This window comes from Shewanella sp. 1CM18E (assembly GCF_023161665.1).
Classification (GTDB): Bacteria; Pseudomonadota; Gammaproteobacteria; order Enterobacterales; family Shewanellaceae; genus Shewanella.
Genome location: NZ_JALNTW010000003.1, coordinates 138,820 through 157,199, shown reverse-complemented (window position 1 = coordinate 157,199; position 18,380 = coordinate 138,820). Strand labels below are relative to the sequence as shown.

Annotated in this window: 17 protein-coding genes; 12 read left to right on the top strand and 5 right to left on the bottom strand. The window is 42.9% G+C overall.

What is annotated here, in order from left to right; all coding sequences use genetic code 11:
* The first annotated feature begins 70 nt into the window (after positions 1–70).
* Together add and MSG37_RS06240 are read left to right on the top strand one after the other, a co-directional pair.
* The gene (gene add / locus MSG37_RS06245) at positions 71–1,066 is read left to right on the top strand and encodes an adenosine deaminase (RefSeq protein ID WP_248469722.1); all 996 of its coding nucleotides are present in this window, start codon (positions 71–73) and stop codon (positions 1,064–1,066) included.
* Between the two features lie 251 nt (positions 1,067–1,317).
* On the top strand, positions 1,318–2,013 hold the full coding sequence (locus MSG37_RS06240) for a class I SAM-dependent methyltransferase (protein ID WP_248469930.1): 696 nt from the start codon (positions 1,318–1,320) through the stop codon (positions 2,011–2,013).
* 118 nt (positions 2,014–2,131) lie between these two features.
* On the opposite strand, the gene MSG37_RS06235 is transcribed toward MSG37_RS06240, so the two are convergent.
* The gene (locus MSG37_RS06235) at positions 2,132–2,644 is read right to left on the bottom strand and encodes a hypothetical protein (protein ID WP_248469721.1); all 513 of its coding nucleotides are present in this window, start codon (positions 2,642–2,644) and stop codon (positions 2,132–2,134) included.
* A 422-nt stretch (positions 2,645–3,066) separates the two neighbouring features.
* Here MSG37_RS06235 and MSG37_RS06230 point away from each other — a divergent pair, with 422 nt between their 5' ends.
* From MSG37_RS06230 to MSG37_RS06220, 3 genes are read left to right on the top strand one after another with little or no spacing between them, the layout of a single operon-like run.
* On the top strand, positions 3,067–3,804 hold the full coding sequence (locus MSG37_RS06230; RefSeq protein ID WP_248469720.1) for a basic amino acid ABC transporter substrate-binding protein: 738 nt from the start codon (positions 3,067–3,069) through the stop codon (positions 3,802–3,804).
* Positions 3,805–3,811: 7 nt separating this feature from the next.
* Entirely contained in the window at positions 3,812–4,492 is a 681-nt protein-coding gene (locus MSG37_RS06225; RefSeq protein WP_248469719.1) for an amino acid ABC transporter permease, read from the top strand.
* Positions 4,485–5,210, top strand: a complete 726-nt coding sequence (locus MSG37_RS06220) for an amino acid ABC transporter ATP-binding protein (RefSeq protein ID WP_248469718.1) — start codon at positions 4,485–4,487, stop codon at positions 5,208–5,210. The genes MSG37_RS06225 and MSG37_RS06220 overlap by 8 nt, the downstream gene beginning before the upstream one ends.
* A gap of 156 nt (positions 5,211–5,366) precedes the next feature.
* On the opposite strand, the gene MSG37_RS06215 is transcribed toward MSG37_RS06220, so the two are convergent.
* Positions 5,367–5,615, bottom strand: coding sequence for a hypothetical protein (locus MSG37_RS06215; protein WP_348984454.1), 249 nt, complete (start codon positions 5,613–5,615; stop codon positions 5,367–5,369).
* 12 nt (positions 5,616–5,627) lie between these two features.
* A complete protein-coding gene (locus MSG37_RS06210; protein WP_248469716.1) occupies positions 5,628–6,389 on the bottom strand; it encodes a tetratricopeptide repeat protein in 762 nt (253 codons plus the stop codon).
* A gap of 301 nt (positions 6,390–6,690) precedes the next feature.
* Between MSG37_RS06210 and MSG37_RS06205 the strand changes: the two genes are divergently transcribed.
* The gene (locus tag MSG37_RS06205) at positions 6,691–7,032 is read left to right on the top strand and encodes an NINE protein (protein ID WP_248469715.1); all 342 of its coding nucleotides are present in this window, start codon (positions 6,691–6,693) and stop codon (positions 7,030–7,032) included.
* Positions 7,033–7,156: 124 nt separating this feature from the next.
* Here MSG37_RS06205 and MSG37_RS06200 read toward each other — a convergent pair whose 3' ends face one another.
* Positions 7,157–8,485 carry a hypothetical protein gene (locus MSG37_RS06200; RefSeq protein ID WP_248469714.1) on the bottom strand — a complete coding sequence of 443 codons (1,329 nt, stop codon included), beginning with the start codon at positions 8,483–8,485 and terminating at the stop codon, positions 7,157–7,159.
* A 373-nt stretch (positions 8,486–8,858) separates the two neighbouring features.
* On the bottom strand, positions 8,859–9,752 hold the full coding sequence (locus tag MSG37_RS06195; RefSeq protein WP_248469713.1) for a LysR family transcriptional regulator: 894 nt from the start codon (positions 9,750–9,752) through the stop codon (positions 8,859–8,861).
* A 152-nt stretch (positions 9,753–9,904) separates the two neighbouring features.
* Between MSG37_RS06195 and MSG37_RS06190 the strand changes: the two genes are divergently transcribed.
* The 6 genes from MSG37_RS06190 to MSG37_RS06165 all read left to right on the top strand — a co-directional run bounded on the left by MSG37_RS06190 (position 9,905) and on the right by MSG37_RS06165 (position 18,150).
* Positions 9,905–11,137: an adenosylhomocysteinase gene (locus tag MSG37_RS06190; protein ID WP_248469712.1), complete on the top strand. Its 1,233-nt coding sequence runs from the start codon at positions 9,905–9,907 to the stop codon at positions 11,135–11,137.
* Positions 11,138–11,524: 387 nt separating this feature from the next.
* Positions 11,525–14,128, top strand: coding sequence for an acylase (locus MSG37_RS06185; protein WP_248469711.1), 2,604 nt, complete (start codon positions 11,525–11,527; stop codon positions 14,126–14,128).
* Between the two features lie 275 nt (positions 14,129–14,403).
* Positions 14,404–14,958 (top strand): hypothetical protein, encoded by a 555-nt coding sequence (locus MSG37_RS06180; protein WP_248469710.1) that lies wholly within the window; start codon positions 14,404–14,406, stop codon positions 14,956–14,958.
* 338 nt (positions 14,959–15,296) lie between these two features.
* Positions 15,297–15,854, top strand: coding sequence for an NAD(P)H-dependent oxidoreductase (locus MSG37_RS06175; RefSeq protein WP_248469709.1), 558 nt, complete (start codon positions 15,297–15,299; stop codon positions 15,852–15,854).
* Positions 15,855–15,903: 49 nt separating this feature from the next.
* Positions 15,904–17,151, top strand: a complete 1,248-nt coding sequence (locus tag MSG37_RS06170) for a nucleoside transporter C-terminal domain-containing protein (RefSeq protein WP_248469708.1) — start codon at positions 15,904–15,906, stop codon at positions 17,149–17,151.
* A gap of 336 nt (positions 17,152–17,487) precedes the next feature.
* Complete coding sequence (locus MSG37_RS06165) at positions 17,488–18,150, top strand: DUF2076 family protein (RefSeq protein ID WP_248469707.1); 663 nt, start codon at positions 17,488–17,490, stop codon at positions 18,148–18,150.
* The last annotated feature ends 230 nt before the right edge of the window (positions 18,151–18,380 follow it).

Below are 18,380 nucleotides of genomic sequence, written 5' to 3'. Positions count from 1 at the left end.
ATTTTGTGCAACAAAATATGAATCGTTATTTGCCTATAGTTGGTATAACCACTTAATAAAGGAGAGCTTCATGAATTTTCTACAGCTACCTAAAATTGATCTTCATTGCCACCTAGACGGTAGCGTACGCCCGCAAACAGTTATCGACCTTGCTAAAATCCAAGGCACAGCTATTCCTAGCGATAACGTTGACGAGATGAAAGCGCTAATGGTGGCACCTGAATCTTGCCCAAACCTCGATGAATACCTTACCCGCTTTGCACTGCCTGTATCGGTTATGCAAACAGAAGCGGCATTAGAGCGTATTTCGTTTGAGCTATTTGAAGACGCAGCAAAAGAAAACGTGAAGTACCTAGAAGTCCGTTTTGGCCCACAATTACATCGTAAGCAAGGCCTTAACTTTGAGCAGATCATTGGCAGTGTTGTCAAAGGTATGCGCAGAGCTGAAGCCCAATACGATATTAAGGGTAACTACATCCTGTCGATTATTAAGGTGCTACCAAAAGATGACATCAATGATGTGATAGACGCTGGTGCTAAGTTCCTTGATAACGGTGTAGTCGCATTCGACTTAGCAGCAAGTGAAGAGCCTGGCTTTTGCCATGAATACATTCCTTACGCTAAGTACGCGTTAGAAAAAGGCTACCGCATTACAATTCATGCCGGTGAGCAAGGTGTAGGTCAAAACGTGTATGACGCCATTGCGTTACTAGGCGCTGAACGTATTGGACACGGTATTCATATTAACAGCCACAAACAAGCGTACGATTTAGTGCGTGCTGAAGCCGTTGCCTTAGAAACTTGCCCAAGCAGTAATGTGCAAACTAAGGCGGTTGAGAATTTAGAAAGTCATCCTTTTGGTGATTTCTATCGCGATGGCTTACTGGTTACTATTAACACTGATAACCGCACAGTGTCTGACACCAATATGACCAAAGAGTTACAACTTGCAGTAGAGAAGTTTAACTTAACCGAACAAGATTACATGGCTATCTATAAAATCAGCGCCAATAACTCGTTCGCATCTGATGCTGTAAAACAGCACCTATTACAGTTTGTTGCGTAAACTTCACTAACAAACTTGTTAGCCCTTTAGCGAGTACAACCATGTGCTCGCTAACTCCTTCCTCCCTAGGACTCATCAACAACCCATTTCAGTGACAAATATAGCGAGATTTAGATCGCAAATCGCTTAATTACTCATCGCTAAAACGCCTTATTGCTATAAAATGCCGCACCCCAATTTACTGGTCACCTTCCTTGCAAACTGCAACAACCAACGCGTTATATACTGACTTATCGAGTTACTACAATTTAATGTGTGCTAATATCGACTATCTTACACAAAGCGAGTGTATTCGCAGACATCATCAACTCTTTGGTAATGGTGACAAACGTCATTTAGATCTTGCTTGCGGCACAGGTCCACATGTAAGGCATTTCATCAATAATGGTTATCAAAGCCAAGGGTTAGATATTAACCAGCCAATGCTTGATATTGCCAAGTTACATTGCCCGGAAGCTGAGTTTAGCCTGCAAGATATGTGTGATTTTAAGGTCGATGAAAAACTGGATTTAATTACCTGTTTTCTGTACTCCATTCACTATAGCGATGGAATTGAAAAGCTAAAACAGTGTATTGCTAGCGCACATCAAGCACTCAACACGGGTGGTGTTTTTTGCTTTAACGTTGTCGAAAAAAGCATGATAGTGAACAACTCTTTTGCCCAATATCAACTAGAGCATGAAAATAGTCAGTTCACTTTTAGCTCGGGTTGGGACTATTGCGGCGAAGGCGAAAGGCAATCACTCAAAGTCAGTATTGAAAAAACCACCGATCTCATTAGCCAGTCATGGCAAGACGAGCACCCTATGGTTGCCGTCAGCTTTGCAGAGCTTAAACAACTACTTGCCCCCTACTTTGAAGTGCATATGTTTGAGCATGATTATGAAAAAATTCTGACTTGGAATGGCCATTCAGGCAATGCTATTTTTACCTGTGTAAAAATTTAACTTTTTAGAAGATATGCAGGCTTAAGCCGCTAAACTGTTATGATCAAGTTTTACGCTGTGAGCCAGATAGGGGATTCCAGCGTGAAAACAGTTGGCGGTAATTCTGTTTGATATATTATCAACGGCCATTTTCACGTATATTTTTCTTTTCCAACTCCAGCTTTTGGTTAATTAGCTCTGAAAGCTGAGCAGATAAAGCGCCGATTTGTGCCTCAAGCGTTTTGCGTTTTTCTGCGCCAGCTTCGGTATTATCCCCTTCTAAAGCCTGTAAAGCTTGGCGAAGCTCATCAAGTTGCTTTTTTAATAAAGCAATGACCTCATCAATTTTTTGTTTTGTCTCCCCCTCCTGTGATTCCACTACAGTAGCTTTGCTTTGTACAACGCTTTGATCATCATGCAGCTCTTTACCTAAGCTAGAAGCCAGTGCAGCCCTTGCCGATTCAGATATGAATACTTTGTCTTGGTTATCACTTTGAATTGGGCTTTGTGAGCGATCAAATAGCGAACTACTTTTAACGCTCGATAGTGATTGATTATGCTCAACAAAAAATCCTTTGCCGTTATTTACGCTCAATAGATTCATAAAATCCTTCTCCAATTTATTATTATTTTCATGCACTAAAATAAGCATCTCAAGCCCCTGCAGCGACACACTTGTAACACTAACAACTCAAACGAAACAACTTGTAACCATAACTATCGACAACCTAGCAAATCACCTTAGCAGAAAGGTTCGAAAATGTGATCTCGCTCCAATGCAGCAAACTAAGTACAAATGATTGCAAATAACCATGCCCTGCACTTTTTAAGCAAGCTGAAGCCATCACAAGTCAGCTTGTCTATATAACCTGAAATAATATTCAAAAAATTAAGTAACGAATATAAGGTGATAAAGTTGCGCAACAGTTAATAAACAATGATTTAGCTCAATAAAAAAACAGTTAAATATGATCTGATTGAATTTTTACTCATTTTTAATGAATAACTATTGATTTAATTTAGTCGTGGTTTATAGTCGTCACCAGTTAAGTAATTTGATTAAGAGAGTTTGAGATGAAGCAGTCAGTGACAGGTTTAGTAAGTTTAGGGTTAGCAAGCGTTCTATTATTGGCTGGCTGTGGCAAGAGCGATGATGTACTTGTAGTAGGCACTAATGCCACCTTCCCGCCTTTTGAATATGTAGGTGGTGTAAGCGGCGATGAGATTAAAGGTTTTGACATCGACCTAGCTAAGCAAATTGCTAAAGACGCAGGTAAGACACTCAAAGTTGAAAACATGAACTTTGACTCACTCATCGTTGCGCTAAATGCGGGCAAAATTGATTTTATCGCCTCAGGTATGACGATCACACCTGAGCGTCAAGCAAGCGTCGACTTCTCAGCGCCATATTACGAAGCAACCCAACTGGTGTTGGTGAATAAAGATAACACCACTATCAACAGCCTTGACGATCTAACAGATAAGCATATCGCTGTGCAGCTCGGCTCTACCGGCGACATTATGGCAAAGAGCTACAGCCAGAACGTCACCGCTTTCAACACAGGTTTTGAAGCGGTCATGGAGCTGAAAAACAATAAAGTCGATTTAGTACTATTTGATAGTGAGCCGGCGATAAGCTTTTTGAATAAAAACCCACAATTGAAAATGGTGAAGTTGGACTTTAATGCTGAGTTTTATGGCTTAGCAGTACCTAAAGGTAAAACAGAGCTATTAAATAGTATCAACTCCACCCTTAAATCCATGAAAAGCAATGGCGAGTACGATGCCCTTGTGACCAAATACATGAAGTGAGCGACTGATGATTGATGCAATAAACGCTTCTTTATTTACGCCCATTGGCGAAGACGGTTTAATCGGGATCTATCTCATCTTAAACGGCTTGAAAGTCACGTTAATCGTTACCTTCTTTGCCATGATAATGGGTTCTGTTCTTGGCGTTGCCACCACCTTAATGAAAATGTCGTCAAAGTGGTACTTTAGCTGGCCTGCTAATTTATATGTTAGCGTGATCCGTGGAACGCCAGTGGTTGTCCAGTTAGTGATCCTTTACTTCATCGTACTGGCATCACTCGATGTAGATAAAATCACTGCAGCCATTATTGCTTTTGGCCTTAACAGTGGTGCTTATATCTCTGAAATCATCAGAGCCGGAATTCAAGCTGTTGATAAAGGCCAAATGGAGGCGGCGAGATCACTCGGTTTATCGCACTGGTCAACGATGAAAGAAGTGATTTTACCGCAAGCGATTAAGAACATTCTGCCATCGCTAGGTAACGAGTTTATTGTATTGCTCAAAGAGACTGCGGTTATTGGCTTTATCGGCGGCGTCGACTTAATGCGGGCAGGTGAAATTATCCGTAGCCGTACATTTGAAGACAGCGTACCGCTATTTACCTGTGCCATTATCTATTTACTATTGACGTATATCTTCACCTTTATGCTATCTAAATTTGAAACGAGGCTAAAACAAAGTGATTAAAATAAATAACTTACATAAGAGCTTTGGCGATAACCAAGTACTCAAAGGCATTAGCGAGCAAATTAATAAAGGCGAAGTGGTCAGCGTTATTGGTCCATCTGGGAGCGGTAAAAGTACCTTTTTACGTTGTATCAACTTACTAGAGCAACCAACTCAAGGTGATATTTTCATTGATGGTCAATCCATTACCGCCGCGGGAGCTTGCGTTGATAAGTTAAGACAAAAAGTCGGTATGGTGTTTCAAAACTTTAATCTGTTCCCTCATAAAACAGTTAAACAAAATATCATGCTAGCTCCTGTAAAGTTGGGGGTGATGAACCAGCAAGAAGCGGGCGCAGAAGCCGATAGGTTGCTAACCCTAGTGGGTCTAAAAGACAAAGCCGATGCCTACCCTTCGAGCTTATCTGGCGGACAAAAGCAGCGTGTTGCTATTGCAAGAGCGTTAGCCATGAAGCCAGAGCTTATGTTATTTGATGAGCCCACGTCGGCACTCGATCCTGAGATGGTCGGCGATGTACTCGATGTGATGAAATCATTGGCAGAAGATGGCATGACCATGGTGATTGTTACCCATGAAATGGGCTTTGCGCGCGATGTATCCGATAGAGTTATCTTTATGGATGGCGGCCACATTGTTGAGCAGAGTGAACCTGAGGCACTATTTAGCAATCCTAAAGAGCCCAGAACTCAGGCGTTTTTAAGTAAAGTGTTGAGATAAGGCTCAGGAGTGAATACTCAAAACTAGGAGCTCAGGGCTATGGACTTAGGAGATTAAGGGCTCAGGGCTTTGAGCTTTGCAATTATGTTGCTACGACTTGTAGCAACATAATGAGGCACCTCTGTATTTTAAAGCTGAAAATTAAACCGAATAGTCTTAATGGGCTATGACAGCTCCTGTAGGATTTTGCATTAACGCTGCGAGTGCCTCTTTATGTCCCTGCGCCGCAGCTTCTAGATACCATTTATTTGCAATATGTTGATTTTGCGGTTCACTGTTATCCGACTCATATATCGTGCCCAAAACATATTGCGACTCAGCATCGCCTTGCTCAGCTGCGGCTGTATACCAGGTTATCGCTTCAGGTATGTTTTGCACTACACCTTCGCCCAGTTCAAACATCACCCCAAGGCTATATTACGCACCAATGCTCCCCTGCTCTGCCGCTTTTAAATACCATTTAATTGCCTGTACTTTGTCAACCTGAGTGCCTTGACCTTGCTCAAACATTAAACCTAGATAAAACTGCGCTTTGGCATGGCCCTTATTCGCCGCCTTTTGATACCAAGTAAAAGCCTTGACCGGATCTGCAGCAACACCTTGGCCGAAATCATAGGCTGAACCGATATAAAATAACGAGGCAACATGGCCTTGCTCGGCAGCCTTCATATACCATGCAAACGCTTGCTGTCTGTCTTCTTCAATTCCAACACCAAAAGTTAGCATTCTAGCCATATCATATTGGGCTTCATTGAGGCCTTTATCTGCCGCTCTTCTGATCCAATAAATGGCTTGTGGATAATTTTGCTTAGTTGAGTGAAATATCATACCGATAGCATAAAGCGCTTGGATATGCTCTTGCTCAGCCGCTTGATAATACCAATGCAATGCCTGTTGCCTATTTTCTGGTACGCCAAGCCCATAGTCATAAAAGGTACCCAGTGTATACTGCGCGTCAGCATGACCTTGTGCCGCCGCGCTTTGATACCACTCAATCGCTTTCTGTTTATCCTTCAATGTACCTATTCCAAAATCATAAAAGCGTGCCAGCTTATATTGCGCATCGACATCGCCTTGTTCAGCAGCCTTGCGATTACTCTCGATGGCATAGTCAGAACCAAGATCAGAGCTTGCACATCCAACCAATAACAAAACGAGCGATAAAATTAAAAATTTCATAATGATTCTTTGACTACGCCCCTATTACAGAGCCTTTACTGGCCGATCATGCAACTTTTCAGTTATGCGTTCAATTAAATTTAAATCCACTCACGGGCTATATCAATCAGCAACTTTCTCGCCTCATTAAACAGGATGTAACTGCACACTGATATCAACCTACCGCAACTATGATTAATCAAGCGTGATCCCTGTGCGGTTTCAAATTGCTTTATTTTCATTTTGTGAGCTGCGCACCTATTTTTCAGCGCACACTTGTACACATAATGGCTCTATCGCAAATTGACAATTGGAGTCCGTAATGCAAACCCTAGATTGCCCACAGTGCAACCATAAGATCGACCTTAATGTAGTTACTTGTCCTCAATGTCATGCTGCACAAGGTTTTGATTCTCTATCCGGCGTAGATCCTGATATCCGCATTAAAAACCAGAAACTGGCTATCTGGTTTAGCTTGCTACTTGGCGGTTTAGGCCTGCACAAGTTCTACCTAGGGCAACACCTAAAAGGCAGCTTATATCTGGCATTCAGCTGGACACTTGTGCCTATGGTCGTAGGTTGGGTTGATGCATTCCGCACGCTTAAAATGACACCATTTCATTTTGAACAGCGCTACTGTAAGCGTGTTTCACAAGGGTTTTAAGCGCTCGCGTATAGTAAACTCAGTTCTACAAGGTCGAGTTAAAAAGTCAAAAAAGACAGCTTATGCTGTCTTTTTGCTTTTTATCACTGATGGATAATATCTTGATCAACTAATCTATATAAGACTACTGGTCAAGGTCAAAACTCAGTCGCATATAATTCGTTTCGTAATCAAGCACACTAATCTCGTTATCTTCCATAACGCTTCTTTCTAATAGTAACTTACGCCATTCACTTAGTGGCTTTTCCGAACCGTAGCCTCTTACGCCAATCTGCAATCTAGCGGAATAAAGAGAATCAAATTTTGCGTCTAAAGCTGTTGGCAATTTAAGATCTGGCATACTGCCTGATGCGCCACCCCAAATAGTCCATTCAGCGTCACCATTATCGATATCGCCCGATAGCGTCATATGAGTCATCGCGACATTACTAATACCAGTAAAATCATATTGATATGGTGCTTTACCTGTAGAGATTTCATTAAATAAAGCATATACAGCATCAGAATAACCGTTAGCGGGATCCCAAAGCATAATAGGGGAGGTTGCCCCTTCAGCTGTAACTAGATGTCGTGCAGAGCTATAGCTGTCAGCTGTCGCATTTCCTATATACTCTTGACCGTATCGCGCAGGCCAAACATAACTCTTGTTAGTCAATGTCGGGTAAACAAAAACTAAATCATCCTGGCTGTAATTACGCCAACCGTCAAACGACAGCGCATATAAGATCCGTGCGTCATATGGATTAACATAATCAACGGCTACCCCTTCGTGAGTGAAATCGTTCAAACTCAATGCATATTCGGTTTTATTGGTTAAATCAATACTGCCGCCGAGACTACTTTGGCCATCGGCCGCAATCAATTGCACATCCATTGTACCCGCACCATCACACCACTCAACTGTAGGAGAACTGCTAAATGGTGTTAACTCATAGCTGCTTCCTCCCAGATAAAGCCTGCTGTCAGGCGCATCAGCAATAAGTGACTGCACAGGAAACTCAACGTACTTACAATCACAACCAGCTTGATCATTATCATCCCAAAAATACGTAATACCTTGATCGCCCGCTTCAACATCAACATTAGAGATCACCGTAAGAGTAGGCAGGTCATTATAATAAGATTGATTATTTGCCGTTAGTGTGAGGTGTTTAGCGTTACTCGGCCAATCTGCAGTGAGCCCGCCGTTACTATCTGTAACGTACTCAGCAATAATCTCACCTGTACTATTATGCACAAACACATCAACACCAGCTTTTGGCTTTTCAATTCCACACCAATTACTAGTTACAGTATTTAAGGTGATTTGCGGGGCACTTCCGCCTGATGAACCACCTGAAGAACCACCTGAAGAACCATTATTACCTCCAGAGTCAGATGAACTATCCCCCCCACCACAGGCAGTTAAAACCAAAGCAGATAATGCAGTTAACGTCCATTTTTTTGCTGTCATATTTTCTTCCTGAATATGTATAAACTAAGTCATCATTTACCTAGTTTTGAATCTAAAACCTGTCACTAGATCATAAAAGAGCGAAACTCCATATCACTAGCAACACACAACCATGTTAAATAGTTGTTTAATTTATGGGCTGGCTAAAGTAACTTTTTACTGTTCACCTGTCTATGATTGAGGATGATATTTTTTCAACCACTTTATTTAAGCAGATGGTAATTTAACGACTGTACTTATGTTTAAATTCATCACTACTTAAGACTAATTCTGCAACACTTAAGACGCTGAAATGAGGCTTAAAAAGTTACATTGAGTGGGATAACTTGCATAAAGAGGTAAAGGTTAATCTCGCAGAAATGGCTAAAACAACTTAGTTAGTGCTCTCGGCCAATATTACGTCAATTAAAGTACGCGTCTTTAATGGCACAACAGCTGCGTAGGGAAAAACTAAAAACAGCTCTGTTTTCCAAGTGAAAGCTTTAAGCAAGCTCACCAATTGCCCGGATGCTATTTGTTTACCGGTAACAAAATCTAACGTGGTAGTTATCCCTAAGCCTTTACATGCATATTGTGCGAGCATGGACTCACTCATTGAAGATAATGCCGGCGTTATTGGCACATTGAACTGCGCACCATCTTGTTTAAACGACCAGTTCAGCCCAGTAAGACAATGACTATAGTGCAGACATTTGTGCTGAGTTAGCTCATTAGGATGAGTAGGGGTTCCAGCCACTTTTAAATACTCAGGCGATGCCACCACATAGGTGTCAATATCACGGATCTTACGGCACAGATAACTGCTGTCTTCGAGCTTACCAATACGAAATGCGATATCAACGCCCTCTTTAACTAAATCGCCTAGGTTGTCGTCAAACACAATATCCAGCATTAGATCAGGATAAGTTAAATGCATAAACTCGAGGCTTGTTGCTATGCCATCATCGTGCTTTAAGATGCTTGGCATTTTAATGACGAGACGCCCACTGACCACCCGCTTCTTGTCATCAATAAAATCTGTTATTTGGGTCACTTCATTAAAAATAGACTGGCACTTGAGATACAGAAAATCCCCTTCTTCGGTTAAATCCAGTGCCCGCGTAGTGCGGATAATCAGCTGACTTTGTAAACTCGATTCAAGCTGCTTTATGTGCTTACTAATTACCGAGTGAGTTAAGCACAGCTCATCGGCCGCCGCCGCAAATGAGCCATGGCGAGCCACGGCGTAAAAGCTAGTCAACAAGTTAAGGTTAAAGCTAGGTTTCACCTGATTATCCTATGTATGAGTGTCGATTTAGCCATTCTAACTCAGCGACTTAGATATTAGTGCTTTGTTGGAAAGAGTATTGTTCAATATGTGAAATTGTTAAAACAACGGCCCTAGTCAATGATGAATAAACAATAACAAGGATATTCATCATGACAACAGATACCACTGCTACCAGCACAACTACCAATAACAATTACGAAATTGCCGATATTAACCTTGCCCCACTTGGCAGGAAACGGATTGAGTGGGCTCGTGCCCATATGCCAATTATGCGCAATATTATCGAGCGCTTTGAACAAGATCAGCCATTTAAAGGCTTAACTATTGGGATTTGCTTACACGTAGAGGCAAAAACCGGCGTTTGGCTTGAAGCGTTAACCAAAGGCGGCGCGACGGTCGCAATCACCGGCTCACCAGGTACCACTCAAGATGAAACTGTTGCAGCCATTGTTGAAGACTACGGTGTGCATGTTTACAGCCAGCGCAATGAAAGCTTTGCAGACCACTTACGCTATTGCCAAAAGGTACTCGACCACCAGCCAGATATTATTTCTGACAATGGCGCCGACCTGCATGAACTGCTATTTACCCTGCCACAAAACCAACATCTCATAGCCCGTTTACTTGGCGCAACCGAAGAAACCACCACAGGCGCAAACCGCCTACGTGAAGACTTTAAATCCGATAAATTCGCCACCTTGATCATTAACGATACCCAAGCAAAACGCATTATTGAAAACCGTTTTGGCGTGGGCTCATCGGTTGTCGATGGCATTATGCGCGCCACCAATGTGATGCTACACGGTAAAAAAGTGGTGGTTATTGGCTATGGTTATTGCGGTAGCGGCACAGCACAAAGACTTAGAGGCATGGGTGCCCATGTGACCGTGGTTGAGCCTAATCCATTAACCAGATTAGAAGCGCACATGGAAGGCTTTTATACCGCATCATTAGAAGATGCACTGCCTAATGCCGATATGGTGATCACCATTACCGGCCGCGACAATGTACTCGATAAGCAACACTTTGAGCTAATGGCCGACAATGTGATTATTGCTAATGCCGGCCATTTTCAACGTGAAATCAATCTAGCTGCATTAGCTCAACTTGCGGATTCAATAGATGCTATTCGCCCGCAAGTGACTGGCTATCACTTCAACGGTAAAACCCTGTTTGTGCTATCTGATGCAAACCTAGTCAACCTTGCCGCTGGCGATGGCAACCCGATTGAAATTATGGATCTGGGTCTTGCCCTACAATCATTAAGTCTTGAGCGCATTGCACTAAACGCGAAGTCGCTAACACCTACTCCGCAGCCAGTACCTTATGATATTGAACTCGATGTCGCCGCACTTGCCTGCCAATACTGGATTAATCATTAACGAGCTTTAAAACTATCTAGTAACTCTATAACTGATCAAAACGGCTATGACTCTATAGCCGTCTTCTCCGCTAATAATTCCGCCCTTCAATCTCACCGAAAATCCCGCTAACTCTAGCCATTTATGCCACTGATTTGCTCTTTGGCAGTCGAGTCATTGCTTACTAAGCATTAAGTATTAGCAAATGTTGCGCGTATGTAGACAAACGTTTAAATGACTGATTAACTAACAGCCATGCCCTTGCTGTATTTGATAAAAACATTTTGGGTACTTATTGGTGCAATAGCTCAATAAGTATATGTTTTACTATCAAAATTAGGACATCCGACATAATAAAAGTATCCATCAACATTGATTGGTGGAACAACAAATAAAAAGGATCTTTTAATGCGCCTAAATAAATTAGTGCTCGCTTTAGGGATAGCTTCAACAGTTACCTTAGTAGGTTGTGGCTATGATGAAACCGACAATAGTGACTCACTATTTGTGCCAGAGCCCACACCTGAAGTTATTCCACCACTACAAGCATTTGCTCCAGATGGAAAGCTCAATGCACAAATTCGCCGAACCAGCTTTGGTGTACCGCACATTAAGGCTGATAACCTTGAAAGCTTAGGTTTTGGTAGTGGTTACGCTCAGGCTCAAGACAATCTATGTATCCTCGCCGATGGCTTTATTAAAGCTAACTCTGAACGCTCGATGTACTTTGGTCCGCACGCTTCGCTCGACTTCACCACGGGCTTACCGACCGCTGAAGATAACGGTAACTTAATCTCTGATTTTGCCTATAAAGCCCTTAAAATTCGTGAGAAAGCTGAAACACAATATCCAAGCTTTAGTTATAACTCCCGTGCCTTAATGGAGGGCTTTAGTGCCGGTTATAACCAATATTTAGCCGATGTTGAAGCCGGCACACAAAACGGCGATCCATTTTGTGCAGGCCTACCTTGGGTAAAGCCTGTTGATGGTGTCGATGTTGCCAACTATCTATTTTCCATCGCCCTGCTGCCTGGCGCAGCTAATTTCCTTGACCTGATTTTTTACGCCAACCCTGGAGATGGCCAAGAGTATTTGCCACGCATTATTGGTCCAGCTCCGACTCAAGCTGCAACCGAGGCACAAACCGCCTTTATCCAAGATGTGAATAGCAAGTTTGGCGCTTTCCAAAATGCCATTACCACCCCAGAAACCAATCCACGCGATCTCGGTTCAAACGGCTGGGGCCTGGGTAAAGACAAAACCGAAAACGGCAAAGGTATGGTGCTGGGTAATCCGCATTTTCCACACACAGGTAACCTGCGCTTTTGGCAGTCTCACTTAACTATTCCAGGTCATATTGATGTAATGGGTGGCTCATTGGTGGGTATGCCGGGCGCGATTAATATTGGTTTCAATAAAGATGTAGCTTGGACCCATACCTTCTCAACCGCGGAGCACTTTGTGCTTTATAACCTAGAGCTGGTCAGTGGCGATCGCATGCAATACTTGTTTGATGGCGAAGCTATGCCAATCACTAAAGAAACTGTGCAGATTCTAGTGAATGGCGGTCCTGCAGGCATGTTAGTGGCGGAAAAAGATATCTACACCACAGCAAAAGGTCCAATCGCTGAGGCGCCTGCGACTCAGGCACCATTTGGTTGGGATGATGGTCAAGCCTATATGCTGCAAGATGCCAATATGGCTAACAAAGACCCTATCGATCACTGGCTCGCCATGAACCGTGCAACCAATAAAGACGAATTCCAGCAAGCCTTTAAAGACTTTGACGGGGTGATTTTCAATAACACCATGTATGCCGATAAAGAAGGTAACGCCTTCTATATTGATGACTCGACGGTACCGGGGTTATCAGGTATTGCCATTAGCTTACTGAAAACCAACCCGGATATTATTGCTGCCCGCCAGCAAGCAGGCTTTACCATTTTGCCAGGTAACACCTCTATGTTTGCTTACGACGCGCCGCTCGCTTACGAGTATGCGCCTAAGCTTGAACGTACTGACTTTGTGCAAAACTCTAATAACTCATTCTGGTCAACTAACCTTGACGCACCACTTGAAGGCTACTCTGCCATGTATGGCCCAGAGCGTGGACAACAATCACTACGTACTCGTATGGCATTAAAGTTAATGGCTGAGGCTGGCGGTGAAGATGGCAAGTTTAATCTTGATGAGTTAGAAGCTGCCGCACTGGGTAACGATATTTATCTTGATAGTCTAATATTTGATGATTTGATCGCACAGTGTGAGGCTCAAGGTGATACCCCTGTAATGGTAAGCGCTAACCAATCTAAAGATATCAGCGCTGCCTGCGCCGCACTAAAACAGTGGAATGGTAAGCAAGATAACGACAGCATTGGTGGAGCATTAATCCGTGAGTTTGCACATCAATTTGATCAAAATAGCATGCTAACTGTGCCATTTGATTTTGAGCAAGCTGCAACAACTCCAAATACCTTAGCCACTGACGGCAGTGCACTCGTTGCCTTAGCCAAAGCGGCATTAAACGTTGAAGCAGCAGGTTTCGCTGTTGATGCAGCCATGGGTACAGTGCAGTTTGTTGAAAAATCACTGCCAGATGGCATGCCATCAGGTAACAAGCAACCATGGCCGGGTACCCATAACGCTGAAGGTGGTTTTAACGTGTTCTCAACTAGCTTAAGCGGTGACGATACGTTAGTGCCGCAACATAGCTACGCCGCGGTGATGGACGCTGTAACCGGTAAGCCATTAGCATCAGGCTTGTCTGAGCAAGGTTACGCGATTCGTTATGGTTCAAGTTGGATGATGGCTGTGAGCTTTACCGATGACGGCCCTGTTGCTAAAGGAATTTTAACCTACTCACAATCAACCAATAGATTGAGCCCGTATTTTAACGACCAAACTGAGCGTTACTCTACAAGCAAGCAATTCCGTCCTTTCTTGTTTAATGAAAGTGATATTGCCGCAGCGGTAGAGTCGACCACTGAGCTAAGTGCACAAAAAGTGCAGTAGTTAAGTATAAGTTAGTTTGTTTAAGGTTAATCAAGCGCCATAGCAGCGCTGTAAATTAATCAGCATGACTCAAAAGCAGCCTTTTAGGCTGCTTTTTTATTGTCTCGCAACGAGCACTTAAAAATAATATTCGCAAATACTTAAGGTTTAATTGCTTAATTTTCAAAAGCTTAATTACTCAACCAAACTTGCTCCAGTTCACATTCCAGTGCATGATTTAATCAAAATGCGATGTGCATCATTTGATAATCAAACGAAATAGCAAGGGAGGCTACATGCGTATTCTACTTTGGTTCGCGGCCATGTGTGTTGCGGTAAGTTTGCTGCTGTTATCACTAAAAACCCAAGCGACGGCAAAGAGCCTAACGCAAACAACTGTAACGACACCGGCAACAAATTCAGCTAACGCAACTGATTCAAATAAGCCAGATAATAAACCCCCAATGACCACAATTACGCTCAATAAGTACTTAGGCGGCACAGAAGGCAAACTCAATAATAAGTCAGCGCTCAATTTTAAATTTACTAACGCCAATGGCAGTAACAAGAACACTTGCAGCATTATCACCACCGACAATTATCTAAGGCACGCTAAAAATCGACTAGAGAACATTAATCTTAGCGAGAAAAACTTCTACTTTGACTGTACCTGGGATGGCCGCTATTACTTTTTATCTAATCGGGTAAGAACCTATGCTGAAGTGATCATTAAGCAACCCGATAGTCAGTTTCCGATGTCGATGCATATTGAAGCTAAGTTGGTGAGTTTAACTGGTGAGCAAGTCGAAATTATTAGCGGCGATATTTCACTAAGACGCAATCCAAGATAGAAGTTAGCCAAAAGCTCCCTACTAAATAAGCAGTAAAACAGCCTTAGATAAATGAGCTGATAATAGTTTTGGCGCTAGCAATATTATTGCTACTGGCTAAATACACCGCAAACAGCCTAACAATCAGGCAAGAGCCACAAGGTAAGTGTGACTCGCCCGCCAATATCCTATCAAGTTAATCCACATTAATAGGCGTCTGTGCAATATTAGCGCGCCGCAGCGCTAGACCTGATAAAAGGTCAACTTTATAAAACTAATATTAACCTCAAAAACAATGGTTTTGAGGTCGACTGCGCGCACTTATTTATGACTTTTAGACGACTTTAAGTGTACACAAAATGAATGACACCAACAGCAATGTGCTACTGATCTCGGGCCACCCAGATCTTCAGCGCTCAATTGCTAATAGCGAAATACTTAACCAGCTAGCGACAACTAGCCAGATTAAGATCCATAAACTCGATGAGGCCTGCCAAGGCTTTCGAATTAATGTCGCCGCTGAACAAGCCTTACTGACTCAAGCCGATACGATTGTTTTCCAGTTTCCACTGTACTGGTCAACCTATCCGGCATTGATGAAACTGTGGTTTGATGAAGTGTTTACCTACAACTTTGCCTTTGGTCCTAACGGCGACAAGCTAAAAGGCAAAAAAGTGATCTTATCGATTACCTGTGGTGCAACTGAAAAATCCTATCAACCAGGTGAGTTTAACTTCTTGCCTATAGAGCAATATTTACAAGCCGCTATGCATCCCGTTAAGGCTGCACAAATGGAAATTGTCGATACGGTTATCACCTTCGAGATGAATTCAACACCTGATGAAGGCGGCGATCAAAACACCGTTATGCAATTAGCTCAACAACATGTAGAGCGCTTAACCCATTTACTCAACTAACTGAGTAAATCCGCTTAATTAATCAAATAAACAATAGGTTATAACTATTATGTTTCAATCCATATTAGGTATCGTAGCGCTACTTGTCGTCGGCTACCTTTTTTGTAATGCGAAAAAGCAAGTTAACTGGCGTACCGTCGGTGGCGCGCTAATCATCCAATTAACCATTGCAGGCTTTGTATTGGCCACCAGCTTTGGTGAAAGCGTATTACTGTCTTTATCTAACGGCGTTGCTAACGTTTTAGGCTTCGCGTCTAAAGGTATTAGCTTTGTATTCGGTAACCTAGTGACTTTCCAAGTTGAAAACCTAGGTTTTATCTTTGCTTTCCAAGTACTACCAGCGATAATCTTTACTGCGTCACTGGTAAGCTTACTGCACTACATGGGCATTATGGGCTTTGTGGTTAAAGTGCTAGGTGGTGGTCTGCAAAAGCTGATTGGTTCATCTAAAGCCGAATCAATGAACGCCATTGCTAACACTGTATGTGGTCAAACTGAAGCGCCTCTATTTGTTAAGCCTTGGCACCAACATCTGACTAAATCTGAAATCTTTGCCATCATGGTGGGCGGTTTAGCCTCTATCGCGGGCTCTGTATTAGCCGGTCTTGCTGGTATGGGCGTTGAAGTTCGCTACTTGGTTATGGCATGTTTTATGAGTGCGCCTGCCGGTCTACTATTTGCGAAGTTAATGATCCCAGAAACTGAGCAGCCAGTTAACGATGCGCCTGCACTACCAGATGATGAAAAGCCATCAAACTTTATTGATGCTATTGCTAAAGGTGCCATTGCCGGTATGCAAATTGCGGCGGTAGTGGGTGCAATCCTTATCGCCTGTATCGGTTTAATGGCAATGCTAAACAGCTTAATTGGCTGGGCTGGTGGCTTATTTGGTTATGCCGACATTACCCTTGAACTATTGATGGGTTATGCATTCTCACCAATCGCTTGGTTAATCGGTGTACCTTGGGCTGAAGCCAACGTAGCAGGTAACTTTATTGCGCAAAAGCTAGTACTTAACGAGTTTGTGGCTTACGCAGGTTTTGCACCATACATATCTGGTGACATGGTTGTTGCAGCGACTGGCGAAGTGATGTCACCAAAATCAGTGGCTATCATCACTGTTGCACTATGTGGCTTTGCTAATATCGGCTCAGTGTCTATGGTGGTTGCGGCGCTAAGCACCATGATCCCGAATAAGTCTAGCTACATCGCGTCTGTTGGTATGAAAGTACTGTTAGCCGCAACACTGGCTAACCTATTATCAGCGACGGTTGTTGGTCTATTTATGTCTTTCTAAGACCATAACCGACCCACTGCAAGTGCTTACCCTGTAATGGGGTAAGCACTTGTCTAACACATAGTATCGTCTAGCACATAGTATCACTTAGCTTTGCTAGCATTATCTAGCTTCCTCAGTTCCATACACCCCTTCTCAATACCTAAGCAATTTTAGATAAAAATCTCTTAATCTTTGTAAGTTTTTAAAGCTGCTTGTTTGTTAATTGTTGTTAACTGATAGTTATTTAAGCTGTTGATTAGCTGATTAATTATTAGTTATACGCACTCTGTGAACCTTAAGCTAGGATGCGCGTCAAATACGTAAAGACGTATCCTTACATTTAGGAATTTGACAATGACTCCACAAGAACAAGAACTGATTCAAAACGTAGCCGATAAACTAAAGGCTAGCCCGAACAAGCCAAAAGATGCAGAAGCTGAAACGCTGATTAGCCAAGAGATCGCTTCTCAAGAAGATATCGTTTACAAGTTAACTCAAGCGGTACTTGTACAAGAGATGGCACTTAAAGAACTTAAGTCAAAGAGCGACTTTTTACAGACTCAAGTTGATCACTTCAGAAAAGAATCTGAGCGTGGCGCACTAAGCCGTATGATGGGCGGTGCTAACCCAGCGCCAGTTCAACCACAACCTGTGCGTCAGCCAAGTGCTTTTGGTAGCTTTATGCAAACTGCAGCGGGTGTTGCAGCGGGTATGGTTGCTGGTAACTTAATCAGCAACGCACTATTTGGTGACGAAGCGCCTGCAACAGCTGAAGCGGCACCTGAAGTGGCTCCAGAAGCACCTGCAGAAGCTGAAGCGCCAACTGAAACTGCAGCTGCTGATACCGCTGCACCTGAAGATACAGGTTCAAGCTTCTTAGATGACAACTCTGGTTTTGCTTCTGAGTATGCTAGCGAAGACACTTTTGCTAACACAGGCTTTGGCGGTGATGAAAGCTTCGGCGGCTTTGATGATGGCGGTTTTGGTGATTTCGGTGGCGACGACGAAGATTTTTAATCTCGCTTAATCGCAGCTAGCATCATAGCTAAAACCACACAAACTAATGGCGGCTGAACTCAAGGTTCAGCCGCCATTTTTATTTCAACCTCACTCTCTTCTTCATTCTGCTTTTTCCCAGCAATTAATCTTTGTTTAAAGCAGTTATGCAACCATCTGCAACAGCCTCTTGATATTAATATCCTTTTTGTAATATTCGCGGCTATACTAGCTTCGCCAGTAACAAGCTG

Coding starts and splice junctions, on each gene's coding strand:
- MSG37_RS06190 (WP_248469712.1), top strand. CDS start 9,905: ATGACAACAGATACCACTGCTACCAGCACAACTACCAATAACAATTAC.
- MSG37_RS06180 (WP_248469710.1), top strand. CDS start 14,404: ATGCGTATTCTACTTTGGTTCGCGGCCATGTGTGTTGCGGTAAGTTTG.
- MSG37_RS06210 (WP_248469716.1), bottom strand. CDS start 6,389: ATGAAATTTTTAATTTTATCGCTCGTTTTGTTATTGGTTGGATGTGCA.
- MSG37_RS06205 (WP_248469715.1), top strand. CDS start 6,691: ATGCAAACCCTAGATTGCCCACAGTGCAACCATAAGATCGACCTTAAT.
- MSG37_RS06175 (WP_248469709.1), top strand. CDS start 15,297: ATGAATGACACCAACAGCAATGTGCTACTGATCTCGGGCCACCCAGAT.
- MSG37_RS06170 (WP_248469708.1), top strand. CDS start 15,904: ATGTTTCAATCCATATTAGGTATCGTAGCGCTACTTGTCGTCGGCTAC.
- MSG37_RS06185 (WP_248469711.1), top strand. CDS start 11,525: ATGCGCCTAAATAAATTAGTGCTCGCTTTAGGGATAGCTTCAACAGTT.
- MSG37_RS06165 (WP_248469707.1), top strand. CDS start 17,488: ATGACTCCACAAGAACAAGAACTGATTCAAAACGTAGCCGATAAACTA.
- MSG37_RS06225 (WP_248469719.1), top strand. CDS start 3,812: ATGATTGATGCAATAAACGCTTCTTTATTTACGCCCATTGGCGAAGAC.
- MSG37_RS06200 (WP_248469714.1), bottom strand. CDS start 8,485: ATGACAGCAAAAAAATGGACGTTAACTGCATTATCTGCTTTGGTTTTA.
- MSG37_RS06230 (WP_248469720.1), top strand. CDS start 3,067: ATGAAGCAGTCAGTGACAGGTTTAGTAAGTTTAGGGTTAGCAAGCGTT.
- add (WP_248469722.1), top strand. CDS start 71: ATGAATTTTCTACAGCTACCTAAAATTGATCTTCATTGCCACCTAGAC.
- MSG37_RS06235 (WP_248469721.1), bottom strand. CDS start 2,644: ATGCTTATTTTAGTGCATGAAAATAATAATAAATTGGAGAAGGATTTT.
- MSG37_RS06240 (WP_248469930.1), top strand. CDS start 1,318: ATGTGTGCTAATATCGACTATCTTACACAAAGCGAGTGTATTCGCAGA.